At 74.1% G+C, this 19,541-nt stretch carries 13 protein-coding genes; 10 read left to right on the forward strand and 3 right to left on the reverse strand.

Annotated elements, in window-relative coordinates:
* The 3 genes from BN6_RS21340 to BN6_RS21350 are packed head-to-tail and all read left to right on the forward strand — an operon-like array spanning position 1 to position 2,902.
* Positions 1-990, forward strand: a complete 990-nt coding sequence (locus BN6_RS21340) for a hypothetical protein (RefSeq protein ID WP_015101801.1) — start codon at positions 1-3, stop codon at positions 988-990.
* The gene (locus tag BN6_RS21345) at positions 987-2,237 is read left to right on the forward strand and encodes an adenylosuccinate synthetase (RefSeq protein WP_015101802.1); all 1,251 of its coding nucleotides are present in this window, start codon (positions 987-989) and stop codon (positions 2,235-2,237) included. Before BN6_RS21340 ends, BN6_RS21345 begins: the two co-directional genes overlap by 4 nt.
* A 20-nt stretch (positions 2,238-2,257) precedes the next feature.
* Positions 2,258-2,902, forward strand: a complete 645-nt coding sequence (locus BN6_RS21350; protein ID WP_015101803.1) for an NUDIX domain-containing protein — start codon at positions 2,258-2,260, stop codon at positions 2,900-2,902.
* Positions 2,903-3,040: 138 nt separating this feature from the next.
* On the opposite strand, the gene BN6_RS21355 is transcribed toward BN6_RS21350, so the two are convergent.
* On the reverse strand, positions 3,041-4,531 hold the full coding sequence (locus BN6_RS21355) for an amidase (protein WP_015101804.1): 1,491 nt from the start codon (positions 4,529-4,531) through the stop codon (positions 3,041-3,043).
* A gap of 514 nt (positions 4,532-5,045) precedes the next feature.
* Here BN6_RS21355 and BN6_RS21360 point away from each other — a divergent pair.
* From BN6_RS21360 to BN6_RS21385, 6 genes are all read left to right on the forward strand, one after another.
* Positions 5,046-7,682, forward strand: a complete 2,637-nt coding sequence (locus BN6_RS21360; RefSeq protein WP_015101805.1) for a LuxR C-terminal-related transcriptional regulator — start codon at positions 5,046-5,048, stop codon at positions 7,680-7,682.
* Between the two features lie 188 nt (positions 7,683-7,870).
* On the forward strand, positions 7,871-8,770 hold the full coding sequence (locus BN6_RS21365; RefSeq protein ID WP_015101806.1) for an ANTAR domain-containing protein: 900 nt from the start codon (positions 7,871-7,873) through the stop codon (positions 8,768-8,770).
* A 476-nt stretch (positions 8,771-9,246) separates the two neighbouring features.
* Positions 9,247-10,050, forward strand: coding sequence for a PP2C family protein-serine/threonine phosphatase (locus BN6_RS21370; RefSeq protein ID WP_041313531.1), 804 nt, complete (start codon positions 9,247-9,249; stop codon positions 10,048-10,050).
* Between the two features lie 589 nt (positions 10,051-10,639).
* On the forward strand, positions 10,640-13,141 hold the full coding sequence (locus BN6_RS21375; protein WP_084672912.1) for an HAD-IC family P-type ATPase: 2,502 nt from the start codon (positions 10,640-10,642) through the stop codon (positions 13,139-13,141).
* A gap of 257 nt (positions 13,142-13,398) precedes the next feature.
* Positions 13,399-14,994, forward strand: a complete 1,596-nt coding sequence (gene rox / locus BN6_RS21380; protein ID WP_041313534.1) for a rifampin monooxygenase — start codon at positions 13,399-13,401, stop codon at positions 14,992-14,994.
* 401 nt (positions 14,995-15,395) lie between these two features.
* On the forward strand, positions 15,396-17,465 hold the full coding sequence (locus BN6_RS21385) for a diguanylate cyclase (RefSeq protein ID WP_015101810.1): 2,070 nt from the start codon (positions 15,396-15,398) through the stop codon (positions 17,463-17,465).
* Here BN6_RS21385 and BN6_RS21390 read toward each other — a convergent pair.
* Positions 17,462-18,124 (reverse strand): thiaminase II/PqqC family protein, encoded by a 663-nt coding sequence (locus BN6_RS21390; RefSeq protein ID WP_015101811.1) that lies wholly within the window; start codon positions 18,122-18,124, stop codon positions 17,462-17,464. The two genes, BN6_RS21385 and BN6_RS21390, sit on opposite strands and share 4 nt — an antisense overlap.
* Before the next feature lie 92 nt (positions 18,125-18,216).
* Between BN6_RS21390 and BN6_RS21395 the strand changes: the two genes are divergently transcribed.
* Positions 18,217-18,657 carry a GNAT family N-acetyltransferase gene (locus tag BN6_RS21395; protein WP_015101812.1) on the forward strand — a complete coding sequence of 147 codons (441 nt, stop codon included), beginning with the start codon at positions 18,217-18,219 and terminating at the stop codon, positions 18,655-18,657.
* A 266-nt stretch (positions 18,658-18,923) separates the two neighbouring features.
* Here the strand turns inward: BN6_RS21395 and BN6_RS21400 are convergent, their stop codons facing one another.
* Positions 18,924-19,520, reverse strand: a complete 597-nt coding sequence (locus tag BN6_RS21400) for a TetR/AcrR family transcriptional regulator (RefSeq protein ID WP_015101813.1) — start codon at positions 19,518-19,520, stop codon at positions 18,924-18,926.
* Positions 19,521-19,541: the final 21 nt, after the last annotated feature.

Here is a 19,541-nt window from a genome sequence, read left to right on the forward strand (position 1 = left end):
ATGGGACACGGCAAGTGGGACGACAACGCCTACGCGGCGGCCAAGACCTTCCGCGCGGCCAAGGGGATCGACGACTTCGGCTACACCGCGAAGCTGCGCTCGCAGCCGGCCGACAAGTGGACCGCCGACCCGTCGATGGACCCGCTGGGCGTCACCGCGCGGGAGTGCCGGGACTCGCCCGACCACGCCGACTCGACGCCCATCGCGGTGCTGTTCGACGTGACGGGCTCGATGGGCCAGGTGCCCAAGATCATGCAGCGCAAGCTCGGCAAGCTGCACGGCCTGTTGCAGCGCAAGGGTTACCTCGCCGACCCGCAGCTGATGTTCGGCGGCATCGGTGACGCCGACAGCGACCGGGTGCCGTTGCAGGTCGGGCAGTTCGAGTCGGACAACCGGATGGACGAGCAGCTGCGCACCATCTTCCTGGAGGGCAACGGCGGCGGGCAGAAGAGCGAGTCCTACGAACTGGCCGCGTACTTCGTGGCCCGGCACGTGGCGACCGACGCCTGGCAGAAGCGGGGCCGCAAGGGCTACCTGTTCCTGATCGGCGACGAGCTCAACAAGCCCCGGCTGGAGGCCCGGCACATCCGCCGGATCATCGGCGACGACGTGCGCCAGGACATCGACCCGGCGTCGGTGTACCGGGAGCTGAGCCGCAAGTGGCACGTCTACTTCGTGCTGCCCAACCAGTCGTCGTACTACAACGACCCGCAGATCGCCGAGCACTGGCGCGACCTGCTGGGCCAGAACTTCCTCAAGCTGGAGGACCCGGGCGCGGTGTGCGAGCTGATCGCCGCCACCATCGGGATGGAGGAGCGCGTGGTGGACCTCGACCAGGCGCTGGTCGACCTGGCCGAGGTCGGCTCGGTCGCCGAGCGGGACGCGGTGGGCAAGGCGCTGGTGCAGGTCGGCGCGAAGACCGCCCTGGCCGGGACCACGTCGGCGCTGCCGCCGGGGCTCGACGGCCCGGACGACGTCACCCTGTCATGACGGCGCTCGGGAGCGGGGGGCACGTCATCGTCGTCGGGCTCGGGTTCGGCGACGAGGGCAAGGGCGCGGTGGTCGACGCGCTGTGCCGGGACGGGTCGGTGTCGGCGGTCGTGCGGTTCAACGGCGGCGCGCAGGCCGCGCACAACGTGGTCGCGGACGGCCGGCACCACACGTTCAGCCAGTTCGGGTCGGGCACGCTCGCGGGTGTGCCCACCCTGCTGTCGCGGCACGTGCTGGTGGAGCCGATCGCGCTGGCCGCCGAGTCGCGGGAGCTGGCGGCACTGGGCGTGGCCGACCCGCTGGGCCTGGTCTCGGTCGACGCCCGCGCGCTGCTCACCACGCCGCTGCACGTGGCGGCCAACCGGGCGCGGGAGGACGCGCGCGGCGCGGGGCGGCACGGCTCGTGCGGCAAGGGCATCGGCGAGACGGTCTGGTACTCGCTGCTCGCCGACGCCCGGCCCGGTGACGTCGTGGAGCACCAGGAAGTCCTGGGCACGCCCGGCGAAGCGCCGAGGGTCGGGGACTGCGCGTCGCCGGGGGTGTTGCGGCGCAAGCTCGACGCGCTGGCCCGGTTCTACGAGCCGCTGGTCGGCGACGGGTTCCGGGTCGACGAACTGGTGGAGCTGTACCGGGCGTTCGCGGACGCCGTGCGCGTGGTCGACGGCGACGAGGTGGGGCGGCTGGCCGATCGCGGGCGGGTGGTGTTCGAAGGGGCGCAAGGGGTTCTGCTGGACGAGACCCACGGCTTCCACCCGCACACCACGTGGTCCACGGTGACGCCGCGCAACGCGCGTGAACTGCTCGGCGGGCGTCCGGCGCGGGTGCTGGGGGTGACCCGCACCTACCAGACGCGGCACGGCGCGGGCCCGCTGCCGACCGAGGACGCGGCGGTGCTGGAGCGGTTCCCGGAGCGGCACAACGGGACCGGCGCGTACCAGGGGGCGTGGCGGGCCGGGCACCTCGACGCGGTGCTGCTGCGGTACGCGATCGGGCTGTGCGGGGTGGACGCGCTGGCCCTCACGCACCTGGACGCGCGGGACCTGTCGGTCGCCTCGGCCTACCGGGTCGGGCGCGGGCTGGTGACCCGGTTGACCTCGTCGGTGCTGCCGGCGGGATCGGTGCCGGTGCTGGAGTCGCTGGCCGACCCGGTGGCGTGGCTGGAGCGGGCGACCGGGCTGCCGGTGGAGGTCGAGGGGCGCGGCCCGGACCGGGCGGACTACCGCGTGCGCGTTCCGGTCGCTGGTTGACGTGCGGGAGAATCGCGCCCATGGCGAGGATCGAGTCGACGTTGGTCTCGGTGGACGTGCTCACCCTGCGGTTCGACGCGCGGGCGCGGGCGGTGCTGCTGGCCGTCGCGCCGCGCGGGTCCGACCCGTTCGCCGGGGCGTTGGCGCTGCCGGGCGTGCTGCTGGGGCGCGGTGAGCGGCTGCGCGACGCGGCGCTGCGGGCGGTGACCGGCAAGCTCGGGCTCGACGGGTCGGCGGTGACCGCCACCGGGCAGTTGGCGACCTTCGACGAGCCGTCGCGCGACCCGCGCGGGCCGACGCTGTCGGTCGCGCTGTGGGCGACGGTCGACCCGGCGGCACCCGCCTCGGGCCCGATCTGGACGCCGCCGGCCGAGGTGCCCGCGCTGGCGTTCGACCACGACCGGATCGTGGCCGACTGCCGGCCGATGCTGGCCGACCGGCTGTGGCGGGACGTGCCGTTCACGGCGGGCCTGCTGGGCCGGGAGTTCACCACGGCGCAGGCGCTGGACGTGACCGAGTCGCTCACCGGCGACCGCCCGTACCCGGCCAACCTGGGCCGCACGATGGACCGCGTACCCGGTCTGGAGCGCACCGAGCAGCACGCGGCCGCCCTGCCCAAGGGCGGGCGGCCACCGCTGGTCTGGCGCTGGACCTCGACCGGCTGAGCCCCATCGACCGGCTGAGCCCCGACGACCGGCTGAGCCCCGACGACCGGCTGGGCCCCGACGACCGGCTGGGCCCAGCCGAACCCGCTGGGCCCCGACGATCAGCTGGGCGCCCCGATGACCGGCGCGCCGGTCGGGTCAGGGCAGGGTGGTCAGGTAGCGCGGGGCCCGGCGGGCGTGGGTGAGCTGTTCGAACGCCGCCGCGAACCGCAGGACCTTCGCGTCGGCGCGGTGGCCCGCCATGAAGGACACGCCGACCGGCAGCGGCCCGGCGAAGCCCGCCGGCACCGACACGTTCGGGTAGCCCGCCGCCGCGGCCGGGGTCGAGGTGCCCAGCACGTAGGCGTCGCCCGCGGCGTAGTCGGTCTTCCAGGCCGGCGAGTTGGTCGGGGCCATGATCACGTCCAGCCGCTGCCCGGCCAGCACCTCGTCGATCGACCGCCGGGCCAGGGTGGTCGCGGTGCGGCGCTGCTCCTGGTAGGCCGGGTCGGTCAGCGGGGGCGCGTCGCGGGCGGCGAGGAAGAGCTCCTGGCCGAACCGGCTCAGCTCGACCGGGTCCCGCTCGTTGAACGCGATCAGGTCGGCGACGGTCCGGAAGCGGCCGGGCCGGGTGGCCAGGTAGCGCTCCAGGTCGTGCTTGAACTCCGCGGTCAGCGCCGGGAACTCGACCGCGTCGATCTGGTCCTGGTAGGGCAGGTCGACGTCGACCACGGTCGCCCCGGCGCGCCGCAGCGCGTCCACCGACCGCTGCACCACCAGGTCGGCCTCCGGGCTGGCACCAGCCTTGCGCCACACGCCGATCCGCGCGCCGCGCAGCGCGTTCCCGCCCGCGGAGCCGGCCGCCGCGTAGTCGCCGCCGCCGAGCGCGGACATCAGGATCGCCGCGTCCACGACGTGCCGCGCCATCGGCCCGGCGGTGTCCTGCTCGGTCGAGAGCGGCACCACTCCCCTGCCGCTGACCAGGCCCAGCGTCGGTTTGAGGCCGACCACGCCGTTCTGCCCGGCGGGGCAGACGATCGACCCGTCGGTCTCGGTGCCGACCGCCACCTGGGCCAGCGACGCGGCGACCGCCGCGCCCGACCCCGACGACGAGCCGCACGGGTTGCGGTCGAGCACGTGCGGGTTGTTCGTCTGGCCGCCCACCGCCGACCAGCCCGACGTCGAGCGGGTGGACCGGAAGTTGGCCCACTCCGACAGGTTCACCTTGCCGAGGATCACCGCGCCGGCCTCGCGCAGCCGGGTGACCAGCTCGGCGTCCTGGCGGGGCGGCACGGTCAACGCGCGCGAACCGGCCGTGCTCGCCAGGCCCCCGGTGTCGATGTTGTCCTTGAGCAGCACCGGGATGCCGTCCATCCGGCTGAGCGTCCGGCCCTGCGCGCGCCGCCGGTCGCTGGCCGCCGCCTGGTCGAGCGCGGTCGGGTCCAGGGCGAGCACGGACCGGACCCGGCCGTCCACCTGGTGGATGCGGCGCAGGTAGGCCCTGGTCAGGTCGACGGCGGTCAGGGTGCCCGCGTCCATCCGGCGGGCCAGGTGCGGGATGGTGGCCCGGTCCAGGTCCAGCACGGGCGCGGCCTGGGCGGGCGGCGCGACGAGGAGCACGGCGACGGCCGCCGCGAGCAGTGATCGCATGGGCTCCAGTCCAGACCTGTCGCCGGCGGCGGTAAACCCGCCATTGGTCGGTGCGTGCGGCCAGGATTCCGGGTGGCGTGGACGGAGACCCGCCGGACGGGCGGCGCGGGCGAGGTGGTCAGGCTCGCCCGGGTCGTGTCGCCCGCCGCCCGGCGGGTCTCCGGGGGAAGCGGCGGGGGTTGCGCGCCCCGCCGCCTGGTCTGTTCACGCTCAAGCCCACCAGCCGCCGCACCGCCGCGCCTCACCTGAGGAGGGTGATGCCGATCAGCACGGCCACCCGGTTCGGTTGAAGATCAGCCGCGGGCGGTCGACCACGATCGACACCGCCCACGACGAGAGGAGTCCACATGGGACACAACGCCCTCTCGGCCCGCTCCGGGGCCACGACCGTGGCCACCGGCCCCCACTTCCCTTGGCACCGCCGGGTTCCCCGTGCCGGAACCCCCCGGACCGATCGTCGTCGGCCCGGGGCCGTCGGGCAGCGGTGCAGCGTCGAATCAGGAGACGAAGGACCATGCCGGAACACGAGCTCACCGCAGCGCCCGACGCGGACCCGGCCTCGCCGCCGGTCGCGCCGCCGAAGCTGCGGGCGCCCGCCACCGCACCAGCGCCCGTCCCCCGCGACCGGCTGCTCGACGCGCTGGACGAGCACACCTCGGCCGCGCACCGCCCGCCGCCGCTGACCGTGGTGTGCGCGCCGGCGGGTGCGGGCAAGACGACGCTGCTGGCACTGTGGGCCCGCAGACTCGCCGAACGCCGCGCGGCGGACCCGCTCGCGCCGTTCCCGGCGTGGGTGACGCTGGACGCGCACGACAACGACCCGGCGCACCTGTGGGCGGCGGTCCGCGAGGCGCTGGCCGCCGCCGGCTGCCACGGCCTGCCGCCCGCCGGCGACGGCTTCCCGGAATCGCTGATCACCGCGTTCGACACCGTCACCACCCCGGTGTGCCTGGTGCTGGACGACGCCCACGAGCTGACCGGGCCGGAGTCGGTGCGCGGCCTGGCGCTGCTGGCCCGGCACACGCCCGACCGGCTGCGGCTGGTGCTCGTCTCGCGCACCCCGCCACCGCTGCACCTGTCGCGGCTGCGCGTCGAGGGCCGGCTGCGCGAGGTGCAGGCCGTGGAACTGGCGTTCACCGCGGCGGAGGCGGCCGTCCTGCTGGGCAACCACCACATCGAGCTCGCGCCGGACGAGCTGGACGTGCTGCTGCGGCACACCGAGGGCTGGGCGGTCGGCCTGCGGCTGGCCGCGATGTCGCTGACCACCCGGGGCCGCCCGTCGTTCCCCGCCGACGACCGGACCGTGGCGGACTACCTCAACGAGGAGGTGCTCGACCACCACCCCGAGCACGTGCGCCGGTTCCTGCTGTCCACCAGCGTGTGCGACGCGGTCACCCCGGACCTGGCGACCGCGCTGTCCGACCGGTGCGACTCCGGCGAGATCCTCGACCGGCTGGACCGGGCCAACGCCCTGGTCAGCCGGGTGGACGAACCCGGCCAGTGGTACCGGGTGCACCCGGTGCTGCGGGCGTTCCTGGGCGGCGAGCTGGCCCGCACCCGGCCGTCGGCGCGGCGCCGGCTGCACCGGGTGGCCGCCGAGTGGCACCGCGACCACGGCCGGCCGCTGACCGCGCTGGAGCACGCCCTGTCCGGCGACCACCGGGACCTGGCGGGCGACCTGGTCGAGCAGACCGGCCTGGGCGTGGTGCTGCGCGGCGACGCCGACCGGCTGCACGACCTGCTCGGCCGGCTGCCCGGCCACCTGCCGGCCCGCCCCGGCGTCGCCCTGGTCGCCGCGACCGCCGCGCTGGAGGAGTGCGACGTGCCGGCCGCCGACCGGGCGCTGGAGCGGATGGACGAGTCGCCCCGGCTGCTGCGCTCGGAGGTGCTGCGGGCGTTCCACAGCGCGGTCCTGGTGCAGCGCGGCAGGTTCCCGGACCCGCCGACACCGCAGGACGGGCCCGGCCGGCCGCCGATGGGCCGCAGCGGCGACCCCGACCTGGACGTGCTCGCGCTGCTCAGCCACGGGGTCGCCGCGCTGCGCCGAGGCGCGCACACCTCCGCCGAGGAGGGGTTGCGGCGGGCGCTGGACCTGGCGCTGCGCGGCGGGTTGGACTACGCGGCGCTGCACTGCCAGGTCCACTTGGCGGTGATCGCGGCGGCCCGGGGCGACCTGCCGCTGGTCGAGGAGCGGGCGCGGCACGCGGTCGAGTTCGCCGCCGAACGGCACTGGGCGGGCCGGCCCGCCCTGGTGATGGCGTACGTGCTCTTGGGGCTGCGCAGCCACTTGCGCTACGACCGCGAACGCGCGAAGCGGTTCGCCCGGTTGGCCGTCGACCACCTGCCGGAGGGCGCCGACACCACCACCGCGTTAGCGGCGGCCAGCCTGCACGCGGTGGTGTCGTTCGACGACGCCGACGACCCGCACGCCGTGGTGGCCAAGCTGCGCGGCCAGTGGGGCGCGGTCGACGACCGGTCGGTGGCCGCTCCCCTGCTGGCCTACGTCGCGCCCACCGCGCAGCGGATGGCGTTGCGGGTCGGGGAACTCGGGTGGGCCGTCGAACTCGCCGAACGGGCGTCCGCCGCGCTGGGCGCGGGCGGCGAGACCGCCCTGTTGCAGGCGGTCGTGCAGGCCCACCGGGCCCGCTCCGGGCAGGCCCGCCGGCTGCTGGAACCGTTGCTGCGCGGAGAGCTGCGGACCGTCGCGGCCACCACGCCGGTCGAGGCGTGGCTGCTGGAGGCGGTGCTGGTGGACCGGGCGGGCGACCGGCACCGGGCGCACGAGGCGCTGGCCAAGGCGCTCGCCCTGGCCGAGCCGATCGGCGTTGTGCGGCCGTTCGTCAACGCGGGTGCGCCGGTGCGCGACCTGCTCGGCGTGGGCGTCGGCCGGTTCGGGCGGCTGGACCGGTTCGCGGGCGCGGTGATGCCCGCGCTGCCCGCGCAGGCGTCCGGGCACGTCGACCCGCTGACCAACCGCGAACTGGATCTGCTGGTGGAACTGCCGTCGATGCGCACCACCGAGGAGATCGCCGACTCGATGTACGTGTCGGTCAACACCGTGAAGACCCACCTGCGCGGCATCTACCGCAAGTTGGGCGTCAGCCAGCGGCGCGACGCCGTGCTCGTGGCCCGGCAGCGCGGCCTCCTCTGAGGGGCACCGCGGCCGGCGGGACGACGAGGTCCCCGCCACGGGCCGCGTTCGGTCAGTCACCCGCCGTGGGCGAGGCGCGGAGGTGCGCGGACCGGGACGGTACGTGTCGAGGCGTCACCCGAGGGGTCGAAGCGCCACCCGGAGGCCCGGGGCGGCAGGTCGGGGCGTCGCTACCCGAAGGAGGAACCATGGACTCGTTCCGGCTGGACGACGTGCTGGGGGCGGTGGTGCGCGGCCTGCGCGGCGCGGTGCCCGGCCTGGTGGGCGCGGACGTCGCCGTGCTGTACCCGTCCCGGCCGCACCACCGGCCGGTGGTGCTCGCCGAGCACGGCGTGGGCGGCGCGCTGGAGGACGTGCAGTCCCGGGTGCGCGGCGGGCCGACCCGGGACGCCGCCGCCGGCGGCAAGCCCGTGGTCAGCGCCGACCTGTGGCGCGACGAGCGGTGGCCGGGGCTCGACCTGGACCGGGCGTGCCGGATGTTCCCCCGTCGCCGCGCCGCGCTGCGCGAGGTGCGCGGCGCGACGGCGCTGCCGGGACTGCGGGACAACGGCGGCCTGGTCGTGCTCACCGCCTACGGCAACCGGCCGGCCGACGACGCGACGCTGGACGTCCTGTCCCGGTACGAACGGCTGGTGGCGTCGGCGATCGCGACCGTGTCCGCGTCGGCGGGCACCGAGGAGCGCACCGGGCGGGTGCTGGCAGTGCTGCACCACCGGGCCCTGGTGGACCAGGCGAAGGGCATCGTGATGGCCCGCTGCCGCACCGACGCCGACACCGCGTGGGCGCTGCTGCACGAGGTCAGCGCCCGCGCCGGGGCCGAGCCGTCGGCCGTAGCGGTGGAACTGGTGGACGAGGTGGTGGACCGGCCGTGCCCGTTCGGGGCGCGCGCCGTGGGCGAACCCAAGGCACGCCGCATCGCACGCGAGCTGTGGGCCGCCATCGGCACCGACCCCGGCACGCCCCACCGCCCGTCCACTCCGGACACGACGGTGGCCTCCGACGAGACGGCCTCCGAGGACGCGACCGATGACGCGACCGATGACGCGCTCGATGACGCGACTGGAGCGATGGCCGTCGAGCACGCCTGATTCCGGTCGTGCTCGACGTCAGACCCGGCCTGGGGCGAGGCTCCCCAGGACCAGGCGGTGCGGGGCCAGGCTGCGCCGGTTCGGGTGGCGCCGGTCCGGGTGGCGCCGGTTCGGGTGGCGCGGTCGAGCAGCGAGCCGTCCCAGCCGCTCGCCGCGCCCGGCAGGTAGCGCAGGTGGTAGCCGGGCGGGCCGGCGCGCAGGGCGGCGGAGTTGAAGTCCGCGTCGGCGGGGTCGTCGGTCAGCGGCGAGACGACCAGGTAGCTGCCGTGGTCGAACGCGAAGTAGTACCGGCGGCCGTCGACCGTCAACGACTCGATACCGGCGACGTGCCCGACACGTCCGTCCAGGGCCAGGAGGTCCACCGGAGCATGATCGCGGGAAACCAAGGGCGACTGACAGGGAACTCACAGGCTGCCCTCAGCATCCGAACGGACCATCGAGGTCAGAGCACCGACTCCGCGCATCGGAGGGCCGCCATGACCGTCCTCGACCACCTGGTCCGTCCCGACGTCCCGACCACCGGCTGGGCCACCGCCCAGGGCCGGCGGCGGGTGGCCGCCGACGCCGCCACCGCACGCACCGCCACGGCGACCGGCAGGTTCGCGATCGCCGTGGCCGACGGCATCGGCGACATCCCGGAAGCCGTGCAGGCCGCCCGTCTGGCCGTGGAGGTCGCCGCCGACGAGGCGTGGGGTGCCGACGTCATGGGGGTCCCGCCCGCCGTCCGCCACGCCTTGGACCGCGCGACGCCGACCGTGCCCATCAGCAGGCTCCCCGACGAGGCAACCGCAGTCATCCCATCCCGGGTCGCTCGTCCGGCACCGCCCTCGGACGCCCGTTCCGGCGACACGACGTACGTGGTGGCGGCGGGCGACCGCCACCACGGCTGGTCGGTGACCTGGGTGGGCGACTGCCGCGCGTACTTCGTCCCCTTGGTCCCGGACACCCCGGCGGGCCACGGACCTGCGGTCCTGCTCACCGCGGACCACACGATCGGCCAGTACCTCAGGGAACGTGGGGTGAACGCGAACCCGAGCCTCGACCGGGTAGTCACCACCACGGCGCGCAAGGGCGTACCGGGCTACGCGGCGGGCCCGCCCGGCGCAGGCCGCCTGGTGCTGCTGACCAACGGCGTCCATCACCAACTCGACGCCGAGGACATCGCCCGCATCGCCGCTTCGGTGGGCGACCCGGCCGAAGCCGCCCGCCTCCTGGTAGCCGCCGCACTGGACTCGGGCGGCACCGACAACGCCGCCGCAGCAGTCGCCGACCTGCGGTGACACCCGATCGGGTGAAGAACCTCAAAATACGTACGGAAACACTGTTCCCGTCACTCGGTTTGAATACCGACCGCCTCGAACCCCACCAGACCATGAACCCCAAGCCCCCACCCTGACGCCACCCCCACCAGCCCACCCCACAGCCCCCACCCCACAGGCCCCCGCCGACACAGGGACCCACTCCGCGATCACCCGGCCTGGTTGCCCGCCACGCGCGATAGCCGCCACGCGCAGGCAGCCGCCACGCGCGACAGCCGCTGCGCGCAGTCAGCGAGCGTGCGCACGGGCAGGGGCCGTCTGCGGGCAGGGGCCATCTGCGGGCCAACGGGTGGGGACGGGTGTGTGAGGCCCGTCGGCACCGCCGATCCGACGGGGATCGACGTGCAGCCGTGCGCGCCTCGTGCCATCGTCCGCCGCAGCCCGTACCGGGCATCGTCTTCTGCTGTCGCCGCATGCCGTTGACGTCCGGCGACGCCTGCGCGCGCGGTGGACCCCGAAGTCACCGGGGGCGGTTGGCGACACGCGCACCCGGCCGGGCGCGATCACCTCCCCGAGGGCAGGATGGCCCTCGGAACTGGTGGAGGTGGGGATGTCCGAGAGCTCCGTGCTGGTCACAGCAGACGCCCGGGAAGGGGGTCTGACGAGCGCTCAGGTCGCCGAACGGGTCGCCGACGGGCGCACGAACGCGGTCGGCGCGCAGACCAGCCGCAGCACGGCCCAGATCATCCGGGCCAACGTCGTCACCCCGTTCAACGGCCTGCTGCTCGCGCTGTTCATCGTCATCCTCACCACCGGACGTTGGCAGAACGGGCTGTTCGGGCTGGTGATCGTCGCCAACACGGCCATCGGCGTGTTCCAGGAGCTGCGCGCCAAGCGCACCCTCGACCGGCTCGCCGTGCTCAACGCGCCGCACGCCCGGGTCGTCCGCGACGGCACGACCTCCGAGATCGAGGTGGCCGGCGTCGTCGCCGACGACCTGATCGAGCTGCGCACCGGCGACCAGGTCGTGGCCGACGGCACGGTCACCGGGTCGACCGGGCTGGAGATCGACGAATCGCTGCTCACCGGCGAGTCCGACCCGATCCACAAAACCGTCGGCGACGAGGTGCGCTCCGGTTCGATCGTGGTCGCCGGCACCGGCCGGTTCCAGGCCACCCACGTCGGCGCGGACGCCTACGCCACCCGGCTCACCGCCGAGGCCCGCCAGTTCACCGTCGTGCGCTCGGAGCTGGTCGCCGGCACGAACAAGCTGCTGCGCTGGATCTCGTTGATGATGCTCGTCGTCGCACCGCTGCTGCTGTGGAGCCAGTTCCGCGTCCCGGACACCGAAGGCTGGCAGGACGCCGCCACGGGCGCGGTCGCCGCACTGGTCGGCATGGTCCCCGAAGGTCTCGTGCTGCTGACCAGTCTCGCGTTCATGATCGCCGCCATGTCGTTGGCGCGCAAGGAAACCCTCGTCCAGGAGCTGCCAGCGGTCGAGGTGCTCGCGCGCGTCGACACGGTGTGCCTGGACAAGACCGGCACCCTCACGCACGGCGACATCGTCTTCGACCGCCTGGTCACAGCGAAGGACAGCAACAACAAGGACAGCGGCAAGGGCAACAGCCACGAGAGCGACAGCGGCAAGGGCGACGGCGGCAGCGGCAGCGGCAGCGGCAGCAAGGACGGTGACAGCAACGACGGCGGTAGCCAGGAGGACCGGGAGGTTCGCGAGGCGCTCGCGCTGTGCGCGGCGGCTCCCGACGCCAATGCGACCTCCAGCGCGCTGGCCGCCGAGTTCACCGACCCGACCTGGCGCAACGCCGGCGGCATCCCGTTCTCCTCGGCCCGCAAGTGGTCCGCCGTCGTCGCCGAGGACCACGGGACGTGGGTGCTCGGCGCGCCCGAGATGGTCTTCCCCGACGCCGGCGACAACCCGCTGCTGGCCACCGCCGCCGACATCGCCGGCGAAGGCCGCCGCGTCCTGGTCCTGGCCCACACCACCGCCCCCGCCACCGGCACCGACCTGCCCGCCGACCTCACCGCCCGCGCGCTGGTGGTGCTCGCCGAGCACGTCCGCGACGACGCCGCCGACACCCTGCGCTACTTCACCGAGCAGGGCGTCGCGCTCAAGGTCATCTCCGGCGACAACCCGCGCACGGTCGGCGCGGTCGCCGTCCAGGTCGGGCTGCCGGGCATCAGCCACGCCACCGAGGCCGTCGACGCCCGCACCCTGCCCGAGGACCCCGACGAACTCGCCGACGTCCTGGAGCACAACGCCGTCTTCGGCCGCGTGACACCGCAGCAGAAACGCGCCATCGTCGGCGCGCTGCAACGCCGCGGCCACGTCGTCGCGATGACCGGCGACGGCGTCAACGACGCCATGGCGCTCAAGGACGCCGACATCGGCGTCGCCATGGGCAACGGGGCCGCCGCGACCCGCGCGGTCGCCCAACTCGTCCTGCTCGACAGCCGGTTCGCGCACCTGCCCGACGTCGTCGCCGAAGGCCGCCGGGTGATCGCCAACATCGAACGGGCCGCGAACCTGTTCCTGGTCAAGAACGTCTACTCGCTGGTCCTCGCGCTGATCGTGGTCGCCACCTCGCTGGCCTACCCGCTGGCCCCGATCCAGCTCACCCTGATCTCGGCGGTCACCATCGGCATCCCGGGCTTCATCCTCGCCCTTGCGCCCAACAGCCGCCGCTACGTCCCGGGCTTCCTCGGCCGGGTGCTCCGGCTCGCGGTGCCCACCGGCGCGGTGATCGGCCTGGCCGCGTTCGCCGGGTACCTCACCATCCGGGGTCTGGAGCCCACCGCGGGCCGGACGGCCGCCCAGACCGTCGCCACGATCGTGGTCGCCATCGCCTCGCTGTGGACGCTGTCCCTGCTGGCCCGCCCGTTCACCGCGTGGAAGATCGCCCTCATCGCCGCGCTGGCCGGCGCGTTCGCGCTCATCCTCGCCATCCCGGTGCTGGGCAACGGCATCTTCCTGCTCGACGTGACACCGCAGCGCCTGGTCGTCGGTGCCGCCATCGGCGCGGCCGCCGCCTTCCTGGTCGAGATCATCGGCCGCGTCATCCTCCGCCCCGTCCAGGACGCCACGACCGCGTGACGCGCCGCGCCGGCCGGGCAGTTCACCCCCGGCACGGCCGGCGCCCTGCTCGTCGTGATCACGTTGACGGGAAAAGGATTCGACGCGGCCGTTGGCGATCTTGTAGCTTGCTGCCGACCGTGACACGGCCCGAGGAGGTGAGACCCATGAACGCAGCAGCGATGTGGGTGCTCCCCCCTGCCGTCACGGTCGGGTGATCGATGTAGGTGTCGCCGGGAGCGCCTCGACAACAGGGCACTCCCGGAAGGCAACAGCTGATGAACCCTCCACAGGTCACCGCCGAACCGTCGTCGGACGACACGGTCGCGCACGACTCCACCGAGCCCAACTCCACCGAGCCCAACTCCACCGGGCCCAACCCCACCGGGCCCAACCCCACGGGGACCAAGCGCGACTCCGCAGCGAGTGAGACCGACCGCCCGCCCCTCGCCTTCGACGTGATCATCGCCGGGTGCGGGCCGACCGGCGCGATGCTGGCCGCCGAGCTGCGCCTGCACGACGTGCGGGTCCTCGTGCTGGAGAAGGAGACCGAGCCCGCCTCGTTCGTCCGGATCGTCGGCCTGCACATGCGCAGCCTCGAACTGATGGCGATGCGCGGACTGCTGGAGCGCCTCGTCGGGCAGGGCAGGCAGCGGCCGGCCGCCGGGTTCTTCGCCGCCATCGCCAAACCCGCGCCGCAGGGCGTGGACTCCGCGCACAACTACCTGCTGGGCATCCCGCAGCCCGTCGTCGTGGACGCCCTCGAACAACACGCGACCCACCTGGGTGCGCAGATACGGCACGGCAGCACCGTGGCCGGGTTCGAGCAGGACGACGAGGGCGTGACCGTCGAACTGGCCGACGGCGAACGCCTGCGAGCGCGCTTCCTCGTCGGCTGCGACGGCGGGCGCAGCACGGTGCGCAAGCTGCTCGGCGTCGGCTTCCCCGGCGAGCCCACGCGCAACGAGACGCTGATGGGCGAGATGGGAGTGGGCGTGCCGCACGAGGAGATCGCCGCCAAGGTCGCCGAGATCCACCAGACCGACAAGGCGTTCAGCCTCGCCCCCTTCGGCCAGGGGGTGTACCGCGTCGTGGTCCCCGCCGCCAGCGTCGGCGACCGCACGGAACCGCCCACCCTCGAAGACTTCAAGCGGCAACTGCGGGCCGTCGCCGGAACGGACTTCGGGGTGCACTCGCCGCGCTGGTTGTCCCGCTTCGGGGACGCCACCCGGCTGGCCGAGCGGTACCGGGTCGGGCGGGTGCTGCTGGCCGGCGACGCGGCCCACATCCACCCGCCGATCGGCGGGCAGGGCCTCAACCTGGGCGTCCAGGACGCGGTCAACCTCGGCTGGAAGCTGGCCGCACAGGTCCGGGGCTGGGCGCCGGAGACCCTGCTGGACACCTACCAGGCCGAACGCCACCCGGTGGCCGAGGACGTGCTGGACAACACCCGCGCCCAGGCGGAACTGCTGTCGCCCGAACCGGGCGCGCAGGCCGTGCGCCGGCTGCTCACCGAGCTGATGGACTTCAACGAGGTGAACCGCCACCTGCTCGAGAAGATCACCGCGATCGGCATCCGCTACGACTTCGGCGCGGGCCACGACCTGCTCGGCCGCCGCCTGCCCGACCTCGACGTGAAGCAGGGCCGCCTCTACGACCTGCTGCACCACGGCCGGGGCCTGCTGCTGGACCGCACCGAACGCCTGACCACCGGCGGTTGGTCGGACCGGGTCGACCACCTCCCCGACGCCACTGCGGCACTGGACGTCCCGTGCGTCCTGCTCCGCCCGGACGGCCACGTCGCCTGGGTCGGCCACGACCAGCAGGACCTGGACGAGCACCTCTCCCGCTGGTTCGGCGCGCCCGTCACCTGATCCCCGTGCTGCCCTGACGCCCGCAGGCGGCCGTGAGCCCTCCTCACGGCCGCTTGTCCGAGTTGAACGCCTGGGGTCGTCGGGCCCACAACCCGTAATTCACTTCATTCTACACTGAAGTTATAGAGCGGAATATTCCACCGGAAGATCAGCCGCTTTCCCGGCGGCCCGGAATTCACGCGGCAATATGAGGAGGCTTCGTAGAATTCGCCCCCTGCGCCCGGTGGACCAGCGCGAATGCCATTACAGCGGGCAATCGGATCCCGGCTGGTTAACACGAATGGACCAGTCGACCGGCTTTCCCCGCATCGCGTGGGTACGGCATGATCCAACGACGGTGGACGCCGCCCCTGCCGCTCCAGGCCGACCACCACCACCCAGGCGACACGCGGAGTTCATCGATGAGTGCGAACGGCCCCCGCCCGACCTCGGGCAGGGCCTGGCTCGGCTACCTCACCGCCGGGCTGGTGGCGATCGCCTGCTACTACGCGATCCCCCGGGAGGGCTTCGGGGTCGCCGCCCGCGTGATCATGTACTGCCTGACCAGCACGTCGGCCGCCGTCGTCGTGCTGTGGACCGCGCTGCGCCTGCGCACCGGCGCGCGCCTGCCGTGGCTGCTGCTCGGGTTGAGCCAGGTCGTCTACTCGATCGCCGACTGCACCTTCTACGTCAACCACTACCTGCTCGGCCTGACCGGCTACCCGTCCCTGGCCGACGTGTTCTACCTGGGGCACTACCCGCTGGCGGTGGCCGCGCTGCTGCTGCTCATCCGCCGCCGCACGCCCGGCCGCGACGTGCAGAGCGCGCTGGACGCCTCTGTGCTGGCGGTCGTCGCCGCGATGCTGTCCTGGCTCTACCTGATCGGCCCTCGCGCCAGGCTCGACCAGCCGGTGCTGGTGACCGCGGCGTCGGTCGCCTACCCGGTGATGGACCTGGCGCTGCTCGCCGTGGCGATCCGGCTGTTCCTGGGCACCGGCAAGCGCTCCGGCTCGTTCGCGCTGCTCGCGACGAACCTGCTGGCCATCCTCACCGCCGACACGCTCTACGTGGTGCAGCAGCTCAACGGCACCTACCACGCGGGCAACTTCCTCGACGCCATCTGGCTGGGCGGCAACCTGGCGCTGGGCGCGGCGGCGCTGCACCCGACCCGGTCGGCGGTCGCCGAGCCCACGGCGGTGCGGGAGGACGTGCTGGGGCCCGGCCGGATCGCCGCGCTGTGCGCCGCCGCCCTGACCGCGCCCGCGATGCTGGTCGTGCGGCACGCCACCGGGAACACCCACGACATCCCGGTGGTCGCCGCCGCGTGCGCGATGCTGTTCGTGCTGGTGATCGCCCGGTTGGCGGTGCTGGTCGCGGACCAGCGGCGGCTGGCCATCACCGACGCGCTGACCGGCCTGCACACCCGGCGGTTCTTCGTCGCCCAACTGCCGATCGAGGTCGAGCGGGCCCGGCGCGCGGGCGGGTCGGTGGCGGTGTTCATCGCCGACGTCGACCGGTTCAAGTCCATCAACGACGGGCACGGCCACCCGGCGGGCGACCAGGCGCTGGTGGAGATCGCCGACCGGCTGCGCCGCGCGGCGCGGGCCGGTGACGTGGTGGCGCGCTACGGCGGCGAGGAGTTCGCCCTGCTGGTGCCCGGCGCGAGCCCGGCCGAGCTGGCCGCCATCGCGCAGCGGCTGCGCGACAGCGTGGCGGGCAGCCCGATCGAGGTGACCGACTCGGTGTGGCTCGCGGCGACGGTGTCGATCGGCGCGGCCTGCTACCCCGAGCACGCGGGCGACCCGGCCGAGGTGATCGCCGCCGCGGACCGCTCGCTGTACGCGGCCAAGGTCTCGGGCCGGGACCGGGCGGTGGTCGGCGCGGTCCGCCCGGAGTCCGACCCGGTGATGCTGGAGCACCTGTGCCGGGTCGCCGACCAGGTCGACCTGAAGCTGTCCGCGCCGCACAACAGCCGCGCGGTGGGCCGGTGGACCCGCCTGCTGGCCGCCGAGCTGGGCCACGACGAGCACGCGGTGAAGGTCGCGGGCCTGGCGGGCCGGCTGCACGACATCGGCAAGATCGTCGTCCCGGACGCGGTGCTGACCAAGCCGTCCGCGCTGGACGGCCAGGAGTGGCAGCTGATGCGCGCGCACGCCGACCACGGCTTCCGGCTGGCCGACACGGTGCCGGGGTTCTTCCCGGTGGCGCGGGCGATCCGGCAGCACCACGAGCGCTACGACGGCAGCGGCTACCCGCAGGGCCTGGTGGGCGGCGCGATCCGCTGGGAGGCCCGGCTGGTCGCGGTGTGCGACGTGTGGGCGGCGATGCTGACCGACCGCCCGCACCGCCGGGCGCTGTCGGTCGAGGCGGCCCGCGACGAGCTCCGGGCCGGGCGCGGCTCGCGCTACGACCCGGACGTCGTGGACCTGTTCCTCGACCTGCACGCGGCGGGCCGGATCGACTCGCCGGCCGCCGGCCGGGTGGCCGGCTAGCGCGCGCTCAGGTCGGCCAGGGTGTTCCAGAACATCAGCTCGTAGCCCTGGAGCAGGCGAACCAGTTCGACCGCGCCGCGGAAGGACACCCCGGCGTCGATCCCGGCCTGCACCGCCGCCAGTCCCTGCTGCGCCAGCTCGGGCGCGGGCGTGCCGAAGAAGTCGAAGAACGCGCGGGCGTCCTCGTCGAAGCCGTAGTGCTCGCGCAGCGCCTCGGCGATCGCCGCGCAGTACTCGCCGAACGCCGCGAAGTTGGTCAGCATGGCCACCGCCGCGACCGCCGGTTCCGCGTTGAGCGCCAGCCACGCCACGTAGGCCGCGTACGCCTGGCACCCCGGCCGGGGCCGGTAGGCGCGCACGGCGACCTCGTCGAACCCGGCCGCCGCGGCGAGCGGGGGCAGCAGCGGCAGGGCGAGGGCCTCGCCCTGGGACAGGCTGGTGAAGAACCCGCGCCCGGCGGGCTCGTCCGCCCGGGAGGCCAGGGTGAGGAAGCTGCGCCAGTCCGCCGGCACGATCCGGCTCTCCTCGGCGGCCAGCGCGCCGATCACCGGCAACGGCACCTCGCCGCGCGCGATCAGCGGGATGAACCGGTTCACCCCGTGCTCGTCCGCGACTTCCTTCCGGATCTTGTCGAGCAGTTCCTGCGCCGAGTGGGCCATCGCTCGCTCTCCCCTGCACACCATGGGTTTCGTCGGGGCCAGCGTAGGTCAAGATCGTTCCCCCGGGACCGCACAACCCGTAGGGTGTCCGCATGATCGGTGTCGGACCGCTGGAGCCGGACGACCGTCCCGCCTGGGCCGAACTCTTCCTCGGCTACAACGAGTTCTACGGCCGCGCGCTGCCGCCCGACGCCCTGGAGCGCGCCTGGCGGGAGTTCCACCTGGGACACCGGATGCACGCGCTGGGCGCCCGGCTGGACGGCGCACTGGTCGGCATCGCCCACTTCCTGGTGCACCCCAGCACCACCTCACCGGACGCCTGCTACCTCCAGGACCTGTTCACCTCGCCGGGAGCGCGCGGCCGGGGCGTGGGGCGGGCGCTGATCGACGCGGTCGAGGAGTGGGCCCGCGCCCACGAGTGCTCGCGCCTGTACTGGCACACCAAAGAGGACAACCACACCGCGCGCCGGCTCTACGACCAGGTGGCCGAGAACCGGGGCTTCATCGCTTACGTGATCCCGTTCCAGTCCTGACCCGGCCCCGTCGCCGACGTCGAGGGCCACATCCGGGCTCGGCGCGCCCACCAGCGGCGGGGCCGGCGTCCCGCGGGACGGGGTGTGGTGCGGCGGGGTCGGGAGCCAGGGTGCCTGGGGTGCACCGGCTCGACCGAGCCCCGCCGCGGACTGGACGACCCTCCCCCGGCCGCCGGTGTCCGGGCCGCGCACGGCCCGCGAGAACTGTGCGGCACACCGCTTGAGAAATTCTTGAATCCCGCGCAACCGGCTCGTCAAGCGGCTCGTCAACCGGCCCGCAGCCCGCGCAGCAGGGGCAGGTAGACCTCGTCCACCAGCTCGGCGATGGTCGTCTCGTCCAGCGTCTGGCCGCACATGAAGTACTCGTTGCGCACCAGGTCCAGCGGCGCGCGCAGCGCCCGCAGCGGCACCTCGACCGGCGGCAGCTCGCCGCGCCGCACGGCCCGGTCCACGACCGTGCGGACCGCCTCGGTCAGCGGCGAGGGCTGGGTCAGGCGCGAGCGGAGCAGTTCGGCGACCTCGGGGTGGCGGAACGCCTCGGCCATCACGCCGGCGATCATCCCGCTCATCATGCTCCCGGTCCGCAACGCGATGCGGTCGAACACGGCTAGCATGTCGGTGCGCAACGACCCGGTGTCGGGCACGCCCTTGGCCGCCGGAACCCGCTGGTTCCACGCGGCCAGGGCGAGTTCGGCCCGGTTCTTCCAACGGCGGTACAGGACGGGCTTGCTGGTGCCGGCCCGCGCCGCGACGCCTTCCACGGTGAACCGGGCGTAGCCGAGTTCGCTCAGTTCGGCCCAGGCGGCGTCGAGGATGGCCTGTTCCAGTTCCGCCCCGCGGCGGCGCGACTTCGGCTCCGACACCCTACTCCTAAGATACGTTGC

The organism is Saccharothrix espanaensis DSM 44229, assembly GCF_000328705.1.
GTDB classification, from domain to species: Bacteria; Actinomycetota; Actinomycetes; order Mycobacteriales; family Pseudonocardiaceae; genus Actinosynnema; species Actinosynnema espanaense.

Bases quoted from the DNA above. Each gene is read 5' to 3' on its own strand.
- BN6_RS21340 (WP_015101801.1), top strand. From the start codon at position 1: ATGGGACACGGCAAGTGGGACGACAACGCCTACGCGGCGGCCAAGACC.
- BN6_RS21345 (WP_015101802.1), top strand. From the start codon at position 987: ATGACGGCGCTCGGGAGCGGGGGGCACGTCATCGTCGTCGGGCTCGGG.
- BN6_RS21350 (WP_015101803.1), top strand. From the start codon at position 2,258: ATGGCGAGGATCGAGTCGACGTTGGTCTCGGTGGACGTGCTCACCCTG.
- BN6_RS21355 (WP_015101804.1), bottom strand. From the start codon at position 4,531: ATGCGATCACTGCTCGCGGCGGCCGTCGCCGTGCTCCTCGTCGCGCCG.
- BN6_RS21360 (WP_015101805.1), top strand. From the start codon at position 5,046: ATGCCGGAACACGAGCTCACCGCAGCGCCCGACGCGGACCCGGCCTCG.
- BN6_RS21365 (WP_015101806.1), top strand. From the start codon at position 7,871: ATGGACTCGTTCCGGCTGGACGACGTGCTGGGGGCGGTGGTGCGCGGC.
- BN6_RS21370 (WP_041313531.1), top strand. From the start codon at position 9,247: ATGACCGTCCTCGACCACCTGGTCCGTCCCGACGTCCCGACCACCGGC.
- BN6_RS21375 (WP_084672912.1), top strand. From the start codon at position 10,640: ATGTCCGAGAGCTCCGTGCTGGTCACAGCAGACGCCCGGGAAGGGGGT.
- rox (WP_041313534.1), top strand. From the start codon at position 13,399: ATGAACCCTCCACAGGTCACCGCCGAACCGTCGTCGGACGACACGGTC.
- BN6_RS21385 (WP_015101810.1), top strand. From the start codon at position 15,396: ATGAGTGCGAACGGCCCCCGCCCGACCTCGGGCAGGGCCTGGCTCGGC.
- BN6_RS21390 (WP_015101811.1), bottom strand. From the start codon at position 18,124: ATGGCCCACTCGGCGCAGGAACTGCTCGACAAGATCCGGAAGGAAGTC.
- BN6_RS21395 (WP_015101812.1), top strand. From the start codon at position 18,217: ATGATCGGTGTCGGACCGCTGGAGCCGGACGACCGTCCCGCCTGGGCC.